This is a genomic window from Aneurinibacillus thermoaerophilus (assembly GCF_019603355.1).
In the GTDB taxonomy this organism is placed as follows: Bacteria; Bacillota; Bacilli; order Aneurinibacillales; family Aneurinibacillaceae; genus Aneurinibacillus; species Aneurinibacillus thermoaerophilus.
In genome coordinates this window covers 745,986-759,897 of the sequence record NZ_CP080764.1, presented here as the reverse complement: position 1 = coordinate 759,897, position 13,912 = coordinate 745,986, and the positions used below count along the sequence as shown (strand labels likewise).

The 13,912-nt window shown below is 46.5% G+C and carries 14 protein-coding genes; 4 read left to right on the top strand and 10 right to left on the bottom strand.

From position 1 onward, the window contains the following. The 7 genes from pyk to K3F53_RS04095 all read right to left on the bottom strand — a co-directional run bounded on the left by pyk (position 1) and on the right by K3F53_RS04095 (position 9,575). Positions 1-1,752, bottom strand: coding sequence for a pyruvate kinase (gene pyk / locus K3F53_RS04125; RefSeq protein WP_220559365.1), 1,752 nt, complete (start codon positions 1,750-1,752; stop codon positions 1-3). A 98-nt stretch (positions 1,753-1,850) separates the two neighbouring features. After that, positions 1,851-2,819, bottom strand: coding sequence for an acetyl-CoA carboxylase carboxyltransferase subunit alpha (locus K3F53_RS04120; RefSeq protein ID WP_057899701.1), 969 nt, complete (start codon positions 2,817-2,819; stop codon positions 1,851-1,853). Further along, entirely contained in the window at positions 2,819-3,703 is an 885-nt protein-coding gene (gene accD / locus K3F53_RS04115; protein WP_057899702.1) for an acetyl-CoA carboxylase, carboxyltransferase subunit beta, read from the bottom strand. The genes K3F53_RS04120 and accD overlap by 1 nt, the downstream gene beginning before the upstream one ends. Before the next feature lie 27 nt (positions 3,704-3,730). Continuing rightward, positions 3,731-3,913, bottom strand: a complete 183-nt coding sequence (locus K3F53_RS04110; protein WP_057899703.1) for a hypothetical protein — start codon at positions 3,911-3,913, stop codon at positions 3,731-3,733. Positions 3,914-3,996: 83 nt separating this feature from the next. Beyond that, positions 3,997-4,668, bottom strand: coding sequence for a FadR/GntR family transcriptional regulator (locus tag K3F53_RS04105; protein WP_057899704.1), 672 nt, complete (start codon positions 4,666-4,668; stop codon positions 3,997-3,999). Between the two features lie 76 nt (positions 4,669-4,744). Then, positions 4,745-5,977 (bottom strand): NADP-dependent malic enzyme, encoded by a 1,233-nt coding sequence (locus K3F53_RS04100; RefSeq protein WP_057899705.1) that lies wholly within the window; start codon positions 5,975-5,977, stop codon positions 4,745-4,747. Positions 5,978-6,119: 142 nt separating this feature from the next. Further along, the gene (locus K3F53_RS04095) at positions 6,120-9,575 is read right to left on the bottom strand and encodes a DNA polymerase III subunit alpha (RefSeq protein WP_220559364.1); all 3,456 of its coding nucleotides are present in this window, start codon (positions 9,573-9,575) and stop codon (positions 6,120-6,122) included. Positions 9,576-9,785: 210 nt separating this feature from the next. On the opposite strand from K3F53_RS04095, the gene K3F53_RS04090 reads away from it, so the two are divergent. From K3F53_RS04090 to K3F53_RS04075, 4 genes are all read left to right on the top strand, one after another. Continuing rightward, the gene (locus K3F53_RS04090; protein ID WP_236781898.1) at positions 9,786-10,130 is read left to right on the top strand and encodes a YtrH family sporulation protein; all 345 of its coding nucleotides are present in this window, start codon (positions 9,786-9,788) and stop codon (positions 10,128-10,130) included. 74 nt (positions 10,131-10,204) lie between these two features. Continuing rightward, positions 10,205-10,609 (top strand): sporulation membrane protein YtrI, encoded by a 405-nt coding sequence (locus tag K3F53_RS04085; protein WP_156424091.1) that lies wholly within the window; start codon positions 10,205-10,207, stop codon positions 10,607-10,609. A gap of 58 nt (positions 10,610-10,667) precedes the next feature. Continuing rightward, positions 10,668-10,877: a YtzJ family protein gene (locus tag K3F53_RS04080; RefSeq protein ID WP_057899708.1), complete on the top strand. Its 210-nt coding sequence runs from the start codon at positions 10,668-10,670 to the stop codon at positions 10,875-10,877. A 110-nt stretch (positions 10,878-10,987) separates the two neighbouring features. Then, the gene (locus tag K3F53_RS04075) at positions 10,988-11,293 is read left to right on the top strand and encodes a YtpI family protein (protein ID WP_220559363.1); all 306 of its coding nucleotides are present in this window, start codon (positions 10,988-10,990) and stop codon (positions 11,291-11,293) included. Positions 11,294-11,321: 28 nt separating this feature from the next. On the opposite strand, the gene K3F53_RS04070 is transcribed toward K3F53_RS04075, so the two are convergent. The 3 genes from K3F53_RS04070 to trmB all read right to left on the bottom strand — a co-directional run bounded on the left by K3F53_RS04070 (position 11,322) and on the right by trmB (position 13,792). Beyond that, entirely contained in the window at positions 11,322-12,632 is a 1,311-nt protein-coding gene (locus tag K3F53_RS04070; RefSeq protein WP_057899710.1) for a CBS domain-containing protein, read from the bottom strand. 107 nt (positions 12,633-12,739) lie between these two features. Next, complete coding sequence (locus K3F53_RS04065; RefSeq protein ID WP_220559362.1) at positions 12,740-13,000, bottom strand: hypothetical protein; 261 nt, start codon at positions 12,998-13,000, stop codon at positions 12,740-12,742. A gap of 117 nt (positions 13,001-13,117) precedes the next feature. Beyond that, positions 13,118-13,792: a tRNA (guanosine(46)-N7)-methyltransferase TrmB gene (trmB, locus tag K3F53_RS04060; RefSeq protein ID WP_057899712.1), complete on the bottom strand. Its 675-nt coding sequence runs from the start codon at positions 13,790-13,792 to the stop codon at positions 13,118-13,120. Positions 13,793-13,912 lie beyond the last annotated feature (120 nt).

Below are 13,912 nucleotides of genomic sequence, written 5' to 3'. Positions count from 1 at the left end.
TTACAAAATCTGTGAAAATCCGGCATATATGCGACCGCTTGCTGCGTCCACTGTTACTTCATCGCCATCCGAAAACAAATTCATCGCATCCGCTACGCCAACAACAACTGGAATGCCAAGATTAAGCCCTACCACTGCAGCGTGCGAAGTAAGCCCTCCTTCTTCCACGATCAGCGCAGCTGCCTTCTCAATAACTGGCATCATATCGCGGTCTGTTCCTTTTGCTACCACGATGTACCCTTTCTCACCAACCGGCGGAATTTCGACACCGCTCTTTACCTTCAACACCTTACCTGTGGCAGTGTTGTGGCCAATGCCTTGACCTCGGGCCACAACATCGCCGACAATATGCACTTTCAAAAGATTTGTCGTACCCGACTCACGCACCGGTACACCCGCTGTGATGACGACAAGATCACCGCGCTTCACAATACCTGAACGAACAGCTGTACGTACGGAAATATCCAGCATTTCATCCGTGCTTTCCGTCGGTTCGCTGTAAAGCGGAATCACGCCCCACACAAGCGCCAGCTTGCGGCATACGTGCTCATGTGGAGTAACTGCGATAATCGGCGCTTTCGGACGAAATTTCGAAACCATTCGCGCCGTGTGTCCGCTCTCTGTTGCGGTAATAATGGCGGCTGCATCCAAATCAAATGCCACGTTCGCTACCGCCTGGCTTAGTGCATCCGGAATGTGCATCTGCTTCGCACTCGAATGTGTGTGCAAAATTTCGCGATACGCAAGCGCAGCTTCTGTTCGTTCCGCGATTCGGTTCATTGTTTTCACAGCTTCAATCGGATATTTACCAGCTGCTGTCTCACCGGAAAGCATAATCGCGTCTGAACCGTCGAAAATCGCGTTCGCCACATCGCTCGCTTCAGCGCGTGTCGGACGTGGATTACGCTGCATCGAATCAAGCATCTGCGTTGCCGTGATCACCGGTTTGCCTGCCTCGTTGCAACGGCGAATTAATTCTTTTTGTACAAGCGGCACTTCCTCCGCAGGAATTTCTACTCCTAAATCTCCGCGAGCAACCATCAAGCCGTCTGAAACAGCAAGAATGTCGACCGCGTTTTTAACTCCCTCATGATTTTCGATCTTTGAAATGATTTGAATATCCGCATTATGACGTTCCAAAATTTCGCGAATCTCCAACACATCTTCAGGCTTGCGGACAAATGAAGCAGCGATAATATCAATGCCTTGTTCAATACCAAACTCGATATCCTTAGCATCCTTTTCTGTAATGCCCGGCAACCTGATTTGCACACCGGGAACATTGACCCCTTTTCTATCTTTTAGCGTCCCGCCGTTACGAATCCGACAATATATCTCCGTGCCCTCTACTTTCTCGACAGTCAACTCGATCAAGCCGTCATCAATAAGAATCGTGCATCCCGGATGCACGTCGTTTGGAAGTCCCGCATATGTAACGGATACACGCTTTTCATTTCCTTTGATCTCTTCCGTCGTCAGTACAACCGTTTCACCTTCTATTAGTTCAACGGACGGGCTCTCCAACACACCTGTACGAATCTCCGGTCCTTTCGTATCAAGCAAAATCGCCACGTTTTTTCCCACTTCAGATGCCGCCTTACGAATCGCGGCAATCCGCGCACCGTGCTCTTCGTGCGTGCCGTGAGAAAAGTTGAGGCGGGCAACGTTCATTCCTGCTTCCATCAATGCTTTCAACGTCTCAATCGATTCGCTTGCAGGGCCAATCGTGCATACAATCTTCGTTTTTCGCATCGTTTACGGACCTCCTATGTACATTTGATTTGATAGTTCGACATTCTTTATGTATCCTCTCACCACAATACGAATGTCAAACTATCAAGAATGAAATATTATACAGATTCCGTGAAGGCTGCATACCGTCCTATTGCTTTATATTTGTGATAACGATCAACAACCAGTTCCTCTCGGCTCATGGTTTTTAACGCATCAAGATGTTTGAGCAACACAGAACGCAAGCCGGTTACTGTTTCCGCAAAATTACGGTGCGCGCCACCGATAGGCTCCGGCACGATTTCGTCCACCACTCCTAATTCAAACAAGTCTTGCGCCGTAATTTTCAGCGACTCAGCCGCGCGTTGTGCCTGGGATGCATCCTTCCACAGAAGCGCCGCCGCCCCTTCCGGAGAAATGACGGAGTAAAAGGCGTTCTCAAGCATTAATAAACGGTTACCAATGCCAAGCGCCAATGCGCCACCACTTCCGCCCTCGCCGGTCACAATGCAAATAATTGGTACCCCAAACGAGGCCATCTCGCGGAGATTACGTGCAATCGCTTCGCTTTGACCACGTTCCTCCGCTGCTTTACCCGGATAAGCGCCCGGCGTGTTAATAAAGCAAATAATCGGCCGGTTGAACTTGTCCGCCTGCTGCATGAGACGCAACGCCTTGCGATAGCCTTCCGGGTGCGGCATTCCGAAATTGCGCGCAATGTTTTCTTTGGTGTCCTTTCCTTTCTGATGCCCTATTACTGTGACAGGCTGCTCGTTAAATTTAGCGATACCGGCGACGATGGCAGCATCATCCCCGTACAAACGGTCGCCATGCAGTTCGATAAAATCAGTAAATAACGCATTGATAAAATCAAGTGTGGTCGGACGCTCCGGATGACGAGCCAACTGCACGCGCTGCCACGGCGTCAAATTTCCGTATATCTCCTGGGCCAGCGCTTTCGCCCTCGCTTCTAATTTTACAATTTCATCCGTAAAATCTATATCCTTTTCTTCCGTAAATCTGCGCAATTCCTCAATTTTTCTGTTTAATTCTAGGAGCGGCTTTTCAAATGATAATTCTCCAGCCATTAGCTTCCCCTCCTTACCGTATGCATATCAAGAATTTTAGCAAGCGTATGACGCAGTTCTTGACGGGGAATGACTTTATCAAGCTGACCTTTTTTTAGAAGAAACTCCGCGGTTTGAAAATCTTCCGGAAGCTCCTGGCGAATGGTCTGTTCAATAATGCGCCGCCCCGCAAAACCGATCAACGCCCCCGGCTCCGCAAAGTTGTAATCACCTAACGAAGCGAAGCTGGCCGACACCCCTCCAGTAGTCGGATTCGTCATCACGGAAATGTACAAAACGCCCGCTTCGTTCAGCCTAGCAAGAGCGGCGCTTGTTTTTGCCATCTGCATCAGGCTGAGCACGCCTTCTTGCATACGCGCGCCGCCGGAAGCAGAAAACAAAATGAATGGGTACCGTTTCTCGAGCGCTTGTTCAGCCGCACGGGTGATTTTTTCGCCAACAACCGAGCCCATGCTTCCCATGCGAAAGCGCGGATCCATAACAGCGATAACTACCGGATAGCCTTTGATCGTACCTTCTCCCGTTACAACCGCTTCAGAAAGGCCGGATGTCTCCATATCCTTTTTTAGCTTCGATAAGTAATCCGGAAAGTTCAGCGGATCAGTCGAGAGCAGTTCGCTATCATACTCGAAAAAATACCCTTCATCCAACAGCATCGCGATCCGCTCGAATGCTGTCATTGGAAAATGATAGCCGCAACCCTGGCAAACTTTTAAATTTTTTTCAAGTTCTTTGGCGTACGCAATTGTACCGCACTTGTCGCATTTAATCATCAGACCTTCGGGCACTTCCTTGACTTCAGCTTTTTCCTCCCCCCGATCCTGGGCCTGTCCCGTACGTACAGTTGCGTACCGACGTTTTTTATAGAAAATATCTTTTAACATAAAAAATAGTACACCTCTCTTAAGGTATCAATGAAGAATCGTACTCAAGACTTCCTGCGCTTCTTCCACCTCACCCGCAGGAACGAGAATTTCATACTGCTTGGAGACACCGGATTGGCGTATTTTCACAAGGAACCCTTCGGCTGTTAGCTTGTCTTGGATTTTTTCCGCGATTTTTGCGCTCGGGGCGATGTAGATGACCGTCCACATCCCGTCTTCCTCCTTAAACAAATATATGTTATCTGGTTCCATTCTAAACCTTTTGCTTTATTGTTCTTTACGTACGTTCAAGGCTATAAGATACTGTTTTCGAGATGGTTCGCCATACGGAGCACAGCTTCTTCTTCGTCACCGGCTCGAATAGCTTCCAAAATCGCCCTGTGTTCCTTAAATCCTTCTTCTGCTCTTCCTTCACGCGCAAGAGAACGTTCGCGCACCGACTTACTATACTCAACCAACGGTACCCATATCCGATGTAATACAGAATTACGACTCGCACGGCAAATCGCCCTATGGAACAAATAATCCTCCTCCGTCGGCACTTTGCCTTCCCTAATTTTTTCTTCACCTTGCAAAATAATGCGTTCCATCTCGGAGAAATGCTTTTCACCGGCTCGGCTGCATGCCAAGCGAACCGCATCAAGCTCCAGTATTTTTCTCATTTCGACTACGTCTCTTCTCGTTTTAAAGTCTTTTAAAATATATGCGCCCATAACATTAATAAGCTGATTATGTCGGTAATGTTGGAGAAACGTTCCTTCCCCACGGCGGGTCGTAATCAATCCTAGGAGCTCGAGCGCCCGCAGCGCTTCTCGCACCGAGGAACGTCCCACCTGAAGCCGATCCGACAGTTCCCGCTCAGAAGGAAGCTTGTCTCCCGGCTTTAATCCGTCCTCTTTAATAATCTTATTTATTTCCAGAAGAATTTCCTGATACACTTTGCGCTGCTCGGGCAAACTTGACACGGCACTCACCCTGTTTGCTGATTTTTAATTGCCAAAAAAGGAGGATTGCTCCTCCTTATCATCATCAACAGCTTTTTTATAGTATTTGTACTGCGGAAAGCATCTGTCCTTTGATTTGTTCAGGGTCGATCTCCTTTCTGGCTACACCGGTATCCATCGCTGCTTTCGCAACCTCGGCAGCTACATGCGGTGCCACCCTAGGGTCAAACGGAGAAGGAATAATGTAGTCCGGTTTCAGTTCTTCATCTCTAATTAGGTCTGCAATCGCACGTACGGCGGCCAGCTTCATCTCTTCGTTAATATCGGTAGCCATAACTTCCAACGCTCCGCGAAAAATTCCCGGAAATGCAAGCACATTGTTCACTTGATTCGGAAAATCCGAACGTCCTGTGCCAACTACCGCAGCCCCCGCTTCTTTTGCTAAATCTGGCATAATCTCAGGTACCGGATTAGCCATTGCAAAAATAATCGGGTTATCGTTCATCGACCGTACCATCTCTAGCGTAAGCGATCCTGCGACGGATACGCCGATAAACACATCCGCTCCTTTCAGCACATCGGCCAATGTACCTTCCACTTTGCGCTGGTTTGTAATGCGCGCGATCTCTTCCTTGATCGGATTCATGCCAAACGGACGCCCTTCATAAATCGCACCCTTCGAGTCACACATAATGACTTCTTTGACACCCATGAATAGAAGCAGCTTAATAATGGCGATACCAGCTGCGCCCGCACCATTTGCAACAACGGAAATATCCTCCATTTTTTTACCGACGATTTTGAGCGCGTTCAAAAGCCCGGCTGCTGTAACAATCGCCGTTCCATGCTGGTCGTCATGGAATACGGGAATGGACAATTCCTGCTTTAACCGCTCTTCAATAATAAAGCAGTTCGGAGCGGCGATATCTTCTAAATTAATGCCGCCAAACGTCGGTTCCAGGTACTTTACGGTTTTGATAATTTCTTCCGGATCCTGCGTGTTCAAACAAATTGGAAACGCGTCTACACCTGCAAAAGATTTGAAGAGAACCGCTTTGCCTTCCATAACCGGAAGCGCTCCTTCAGGTCCGATGTTTCCGAGACCAAGTACCGCCGAACCATCGGAAACGACAGCAACCATATTTCCTTTCACGGTATACTCATATACTTTCTGACGATTATCAAAAATATCCTTGCACGGCTCAGCTACTCCGGGTGAATAAGCCAGACTCAAATCTTCTGTGCTCTTTAGCGAAACTTTCGATTCCACCCGAATTTTTCCTCGATTCTCTCTATGCAGCTTCAGTGCTGCTTCACGCATGTTTGGCACCTTTTTAACAACTCCTTCTCTCTTCAACCCCGAATTTCATCAAAGTGGTCTGACCACTCCGTTTATTATTCTCTCATTATACCAAAAGAGAGTAATCTGTAAACCTGATCGAACCTGCTTCTAGGGGTTTTTTACCGTAAATTTACCGTTTTTTAATAATAACCATTCCTTCCCCAATTATTTTCTCAATTTTTCTAATAGTATCACTTTTAGGAGTTATATTATATTCTTCCGTCAATTGCACAGAATGCCGTTTTCCTGCGTAATAGAGAATAACCGGACTCATCCCCCGCTCCGCGCGCAAAATCTGCTGTAAATTTTGCAGTTTGACCACATCGCTCTCCACAGCCTCTTCGATTTTAATGAATACCATAGGTGGAGATTCAAACGCTTCCCTAGGTATATCACTGTGAGTAAATGTATAAGCGATTTCCGTCAGCTCTTTAATCCGTTCAGCGATACATTTCACTTCATCCCCTTGTCTGTTAGCTTTCCCTTCAACCGCCAACAACTTTCCTCTCTGAAGTAACGGCATGGCATGATGGTAAACGCCCGGAAATACAACCATTTCTACACGCGAGGTCTGATCTTCCAGCTGTACAAATGCCATCGGTTGTCCTTGGCGTGTAGTAATGTTGCGTACGGCGCATACCATACCAGCAAGACGCACCGGCTGCTTTTCCCGCTTTTCCTTAAGCCGGTGAAGCGGGAGAAACGAAAAGTGCTCGCACACCTCGCGGTACTCATCCAGAGGATGGCCTGATATATACAAGCCAAGCAATTCCTTTTCCTGCAAAAGCTTCTCTTCATAACCAAATTCCGGGGTATTAATCGAAACGTCCGGAACCATTAGCACCTCTTCATTATGTTGTTCCGGTTTTACTAAAAAGCCAATCTGTTCTTCTTCCTTGCGCCGCGCGCGCTGCGCCCATTCAATCACCCTGTCCAGCGCGGCCAGCAAAGCCGCCCGATGTCCGGGAAAGCTGTCCATCGCTCCGCTTTTAATGAGCGCTTCCAGCACACGTCGGTTGCACACCCTCTGATCAACGCGCATGCAGAAATCGGCCAAATCCACAAACGGGCGCTTGGCTCGCTCCTCTAGAATTCGTCGAATCGCCTGCACTCCGACGTTTTTAATTGCTCCAAGCCCAAAACGAATGCTTCCGTCTTCTACTGTAAAATCTGTTTCGCTGCGGTTAACGTCTGGCCCTAGCACAGGAATGGAGCGCTTCTTGCATTCGTCTACATACTCAGCTACTTTGTCCATATTTCCCTGCGCCATTGTCAACAACGCCGCAAAAAATGCGACTGGATGATTAGCTTTTATATACGCCATATGGTACGCAATCATTGCATACGCAGCGCTATGACTCCGATTAAATCCATAATCAGCGAAACGAACAATCATGTCATACAGCTGGTTGGCAAGTTTATCATCGTATCCTTGTTTCAACGCGCCATCGACAAACTTTTTCCTTTGCTCTTGCAATAACTCACGCTTTTTCTTTGACACCGCGCGGCGCAAAATATCGGCCTCGCCAAGCGTAAACCCAGCCACCTTGGAAGCGATTTGCATAATTTGTTCCTGATAAAGAATAAAGCCGTACGTTTCCTTTAAGATCGGTTCCAGTACAGGATGCAAATAGGTCACTTCCCGCCTGCCATGCTTGGCCGCTACAAAATCCGAAATAAACTCCATCGGCCCCGGACGAAACAGGGCTAAAACAGCAACGATATCCTCAAACTTGGACGGCTTTACTTCCCTGAGCACACGACGCATGCCCCCCGATTCCAGTTGAAAGACGCCTGCTGTATCTGCTTCTGCAAGCATTCGGTACGTACGCGTATCATCAAGAGGAATGGCCGCCAAATCAATGCTAATCCCTTCTTGCTCTTTGATAAGGCGAATGGCCTGTTCAAGCAACGTTAAATTTTTCAATCCAAGAAAATCCATTTTTAGAAGCCCTACATCTTCAAGCGCTTCCATCGTATACTGTGTCAACGCATGCCCGTCATGCCCCTGCTGTAGCGGCACGTGCTCAGTCAAAGGGTCGCGCGAAATGACCACACCGGCCGCATGAGTGGAAACGTGCCGTGGCAGCCCTTCCACAGCACGCGCAAGCTCGATCAGCTTCTTCGTCTGCGGATTATTCGTTACCGCCTGACACAAAGCCTTGCTTCTTTTCAGCGCGCGATCCAGTGTAATGCCGGGTTCAGCCGGTATCAATTTCGCGATTCGATCTACATCCCGCAGCGGTATATCGAGCGCGCGCCCTACATCCCTCACAGCCGCACGCGCCGCCATCGTTCCAAACGTAATAATCTGTGCTACGCGATCAGCCCCGTATTTTTTTACTACATAATTTATGACTTCATCACGGCGCTCGTAGCTGAAATCCACATCGATATCCGGCATACTAATACGCTCAGGATTTAAAAAACGTTCGAATAAGAGATTGTATTTTACCGGATCAATATTCGTAATTTGTAGCACGTACGCGACTAAACTGCCCGCCGCCGATCCCCGGCCTGGCCCGACCGCGATCCCTCGTTCACGCGCGTAGCGGATAAAATCCCATACAATCAAAAAATAGTCGGCAAATCCCATGCGGTTAATTACACTAAGTTCGTAAGCCAACCGTTCACGAACCTCTTCGTTCGCATCGTTACCATAGCGTAAACGAAGTCCGTCTTCACATACTTTCTGCAAATACTCTTCTGCGGTTTGGCCGTCTGGAAGAGGAAAACGGGGCAAAATCGTCTCACCCAGCGGAAGCTCCACCTGGCAACGCCGAGCAATGCGGACCGTATTTTCAATCGCCTCTGGCAGAAAGATAAAACGCTCGCTCATTTCTTCCGCGCTCTTTAAATAATACTCCTTTGTCTGGTATGTCCGCTCTGTATCATCTATCTTTTTCCCTTCGCCTATGCAAAGCAATATATCCAAAATGTCAGCGTCCTCTTCGCGTAAATAACGTACATTGTTGGTAGCTACAAGCGGAATCCCAGTAGCTCTGCTCAAATCGACTGTGCGCTGATTTACAAGCCTTTGCTCTTCCAGAAGATGATCCTGAATCTCAAGGAAGAAATGTTCTGAACCAAACAGTGCCCTGTATTCCTCAGCCACTTCCTTCGCTTTATCCATTTTCCCTGCTCTCAACAACGAACCAATTTCTCCATCCTGCGCCCCGCTCAGTGCAATGATACCTTCTGTGCATCCGTGCAAGGCTTCTTTTGCCAGCACCGGGTGATACACACCTTCCGCATGTGCGCGGGATAACAGCCGCATAATGTTACGATAGCCTTCCAGCGTCTCCGCAAGCAAAATCAACGAAAATCCTTTCTGGCCATGTACCTGTCCATCTTCTTTCGTCTCATCTTTAATTTGAAGCTGTGTCCCAAGAATCGGCTTAATTCCTTCCGCTTTGCACGCCTTATAAAAAGGGATAGCCCCGTACATCGCTGAGGAATCCGTAACTGCCAGCGCTTCCATCCCCAACTCTTTCGCCCGGTGCACCAGCGGCCAAATGCGCGCCGCGCTTTCAAGCAAACTATATTCACTGTGCACATGCAAATGAACAAAAGATGCCGTTTTCATGTTTCTCACCCTCTTCGCCTTCGGGAATCTCCCGTTTTCTCCTGCAATTATTATAAACCTTAACATATAATACTCAAAGCAATATAAGAACAAATATTCCCCTTCTATTTGCAGCCTGTCTCCCATACAGATTGATATATCAGGATATTTTCACGGTTCATCAAAGCATGAAAACAAATCTATTTTATTATAGAAAGGAGTAAATCTCCTGTGAACAAATCGTTGTTCGGCTATTTAGTTAGCCATATGGTGATGTACTTTTTTGTCGCCTTCGGCATTGTCCTAGGAGGTGCTATTCTGGGGGGATTGGCAGCTTTTCTAACCCGGCAGCCTCCGTTTCATGAAATGGAAACGCTCGCGGTCAAATTAAAAATATGGGGAATGGTCGGCGCACTTGGTGGCACCTTTGATTCATTTATGCAAATCGAGCGCGTCATTCTCGACGGCAACATGTCTCCTGTTATTAAACAAATTATTTTTATCATCAGCGCGTTTATTGGTGCGGATACAGGCACACGCATGATCCAATGGCTCATCCGTGGTGAGCCTTCATGAGGGTGCCTTCTGCTTCCGCTTTTCGGCGCTCCCTCCGGTTTGTTCTTCTTTTTCTTCTCGGGGTGATTGCAGGAATGTGCGCGCTTCTTCTCATGGTAGGAGACGAAATGGACAGGCTCCATTTAAAAGCCCGTAAACTAGAAAATGAAAATATTCAATATGTAGAACAACTAATAGAGTATCAAGAAATAAGAAAAAACTTGATTCAAAAAGAAAAAAAAGTGGTAGAAAAAATAGAAATTCATTTGCAAACACAAGACGAGTTCGTGGGAACAGAACTGGAAAAAAAGCTGCTCAAGGACTTATATTTTCTTAAAGGAAAGCCGCTGGATTATGTCGCCAGTTTTCATGAAGGGATCGGAATAATGCTTGCGGAACGCACATACACAATCGATGGACGGACATATTTACTGCACTTGTCTACACTTGTAATTTCGCCCTCCTTGCATTTTTATATCCGGGTTGAAGAAAAAAGATAGTCTTCCTATCGCCACCGCTTGCAAACTTTAGTAAAATAAAAAAAAGGAGGAATGAACAATGGTTATTAGTCGAAGAGAAATGGCGCGCGCTAAAGTCAAAAAATTAAAAAAAGGGTTCTCCGCGTTCTCTGAAACGCAAGAAATTACGGAACTGATGGAACGCTACATCAAGGAAGAGAAGCTAAATGTTCATGTCGACAAAACATCCTTGGGCTGCTGGTTCATTCCCGCGGACGGTACAGAACACGAGACCCGCCCCCATTCATAACGCGAAAGCACGGCCGCTTTCCCTGCCGAAAAGCGGCCATTGTTTATAATTACTGGATAAATGAATGCAAAAATGAATTGAAGAAAAATGCAGGAAAGGGAGTTCAATAATTGCCATTATCGTCCATTTTTGCCATCGTTATCATTTTATCAGCTACCATTGCTATTTACTACGCGATTACATGGCGCAGCCAACCCGGTGTGATCGCTCGAATTTATCAGGCGCGCATGAATATCGGCATGGGCATATTCTTGCTCGGTGTCGGTACTAATCAGCTTATGTTTGACGATGTGGATACAATTCGTTTGGTTATTGGTATTATTTTCCTTTTTATAGGCGCGGTTAACTTGATTATGGGAATCCGTAATCTTACATACTTTACGAAGCTCAAAAGAGAACAACAAAATAAAAGATAAAGCGGAGCCGCGACTCCGCTTTCTTGTTTTATCGTTCGATAACCTGCACGGTCATCATTGCTTTTGAAACAAGCATACCCTGATGGTACACTTCGACTTCCACCTTTCCAAATTTTCGGCCCACCTCCAGCACGCGCGGGCGGATTTCAATCGTGCTCTCGATTTGTACCGGTTTTAAGAAATACACCGTAATATTTTCCGGCACCATATCGCCTTTCTTATACTGGCGCAACGCTCGGCTTCCAGATTCGGAGACGAGGGTAGTCAGCACCCCGCTGGAAATGTTTCCGAGATGGTTCGTCATCTGCGGTGTTACTTCTCCTCGAAAATAAATGCCCCCTTCTCCTTTTTCTTCATGGAATCGGTTCATAATCTGGTTTGCAAACGTTTCTCCCATTTGGGGTTGCTTCTGGATATACTGCAACGCTTTCAATACGTCCTGGCGAGTAATAATCCCCAGCAGGCGGCGGTGATTGTCTACAACCGGAAGCATCTCAATGCCTTCCCACACCATCATATGAGCCGCCGACGCGACCGAAACCCTCGCCATTACGGTAATCGGGTTCTTCGTCATTACTTTCTCTACCGGAACATTATAATCGTGCCCTACAATATCTTTTGTTGTGACCACGCCAAGCACTTTCATGTTTTCGTCCACAACCGGAAAGCGGCCATGCCCGATTGTTTCTACCATCCGGCGCCAATCTCCTACTGTATGATTTGCCTGCAAATAATAGGCATCCTCCAGCGGAATTAAAATATCTTCCACCATCATGATTTCTTTTTTAATAAGACGATCATCGATCGCACGGTTAATCAATGTTGCCACCGTAAACGTATCATAGCTGCTGGAGATAATGGGCAACTTCAATTCGTCCGCCAATTTCTTTACTTCTTCGCTTGTGTCAAAACCACCGGTAATTAATACGGCCGCTCCGTGTTGCAAGGAAAGCTTGTGTGCCTGATAACGGTTTCCAACTATCAAAAGGCTGCCCGCGTCCACATAACGCATCATCGCTTCCAGTTTCATCGCTCCAATAACGAATTTGTTCAGCGTCTTATGAAGCCCTTCCCGTCCGCCAAGCACATGTCCATCGACAATGTTTACGACTTCAGCGAACGTTAACTTCTCAATATTCTGTTTTTTCTTCTTTTCGATCCGTACAGTTCCTACACGTTCAATCGTGCTGACCAATCCTTGCGCTTCCGCCTCTTTAATCGCCCGATACGCCGTTCCTTCGCTCACTTCCAAATCTTTTGCTATCTGGCGCACGGAAATCTTGGTACCTACTTCCAAATCTTCGATATGCTGAAGAATTTGTTCATGTTTCGTTGCCATAGACTCACCTTTTTTCTGTATCAATCTGTATTATTTTTATTATACTTCTTTGTTATAACAATCACAAACAGAAAATAAGCCGCCTTGATAAGGCGGCTTCCTCTGTACTATTCATAATCGGGTTGTGTTCTTCCAACCTTCTGCTCATCCTGCGTCATAGCAAGCAACGGTGATTGCTCTGCCTTCGCCCATCCATCAATGATTTGATAAAGCTGAGAGCCAATAATAAGAAGAGCGAATGCGAGCCATATAACGCTGAACAAGACCGCTTCTGTTTGACTGCGCAAAAGCGGAAGGCGCGGCAAGCTATATAATACAAGCAAAAATGCGAAAATCAGATAAATAATATGCCGAAAATCATTCCTCATATTCTTCACCTCGTTTTGCTGTAATAAGCGTAAACAGGAAGTTGGATATAACGCTTCCTTTTCTCTTTACGCTTGTACAGTATATGCGCGAGGCTGAGAAATCAGAATGATAAGAAATTATTCATTCTCCACAAAATTGGCCGCCAGTTGCGCTGGATGCGCGGCGATACAGCGGAAAATTTTCATCCCTTTCTGTACAAATTTCGCTTCATACTCAGTCATGATGTTGCCTTCCGCGTATTCGCTGTTATGCAAATCAAACGTAATTTCTTTCAACAAAAACAACTCTTCTGCGAATCGATTGAGACTGTATTCAAATAATCCCTCATTGTCCGTTTTTAATTGAATACAGCCTTCCGCTTTTAATAGTTTTTTGTACTGTTTTAGAAAATCATTATGGGTCAGGCGACGCTTTGCGTGGCGCTTTTTCGGCCAAGGATCGCTGAAATTAAGGTAGAACCTGTCTACCTCTGCGGGTGCAAAATAGCTTTCAAGTTCGCGAATGTTAATCCAGAGAAATGCAATATTCGCAAGCCCTTTTTCCTCCGCTTTTTTCACGGCTTTAATAAGCACCTCTTCATGCAATTCGACACCAAAATAATTGATATGCGGATTTTGTTCGGCAAGCGTCGTAATAAAGTTGCCTTTACCAGTACCGAGTTCGACATGTATTGGATTGTTGTTGCCAAAAAACTCGCGCCACTTGCCTTTGTACTGTTCCGCATCCTGTGGGACAAGTTTCGGATAGTTGGCCATCGCTTCGCGCACGCCAGGTTTTTTACGTAGACGCATGGGTAGAATCACCTATTTGTTTCGAGATTTTATGCACTGTTATTTATCTTACGCATTATGGGAGATAGATGCAACCAAGAAAACAAGGCGCGAAATTTTCATTTTTTAGATAAAATTTCC

Bases quoted from the DNA above. Each gene is read 5' to 3' on its own strand.
- K3F53_RS04110 (WP_057899703.1), bottom strand. From the start codon at position 3,913: ATGTGGACGGTCATCTACATCGCCCCGAGCGCAAAAATCGCGGAAAAA.
- K3F53_RS04080 (WP_057899708.1), top strand. From the start codon at position 10,668: ATGGTTATTAGTCGAAGAGAAATGGCGCGCGCTAAAGTCAAAAAATTA.
- K3F53_RS04095 (WP_220559364.1), bottom strand. From the start codon at position 9,575: ATGAAAACGGCATCTTTTGTTCATTTGCATGTGCACAGTGAATATAGT.
- accD (WP_057899702.1), bottom strand. From the start codon at position 3,703: ATGTTAAAAGATATTTTCTATAAAAAACGTCGGTACGCAACTGTACGT.
- K3F53_RS04120 (WP_057899701.1), bottom strand. From the start codon at position 2,819: ATGGCTGGAGAATTATCATTTGAAAAGCCGCTCCTAGAATTAAACAGA.
- K3F53_RS04065 (WP_220559362.1), bottom strand. From the start codon at position 13,000: ATGAGGAATGATTTTCGGCATATTATTTATCTGATTTTCGCATTTTTG.
- K3F53_RS04085 (WP_156424091.1), top strand. From the start codon at position 10,205: ATGTGCGCGCTTCTTCTCATGGTAGGAGACGAAATGGACAGGCTCCAT.
- trmB (WP_057899712.1), bottom strand. From the start codon at position 13,792: ATGCGTCTACGTAAAAAACCTGGCGTGCGCGAAGCGATGGCCAACTAT.
- K3F53_RS04070 (WP_057899710.1), bottom strand. From the start codon at position 12,632: ATGGCAACGAAACATGAACAAATTCTTCAGCATATCGAAGATTTGGAA.
- pyk (WP_220559365.1), bottom strand. From the start codon at position 1,752: ATGCGAAAAACGAAGATTGTATGCACGATTGGCCCTGCAAGCGAATCG.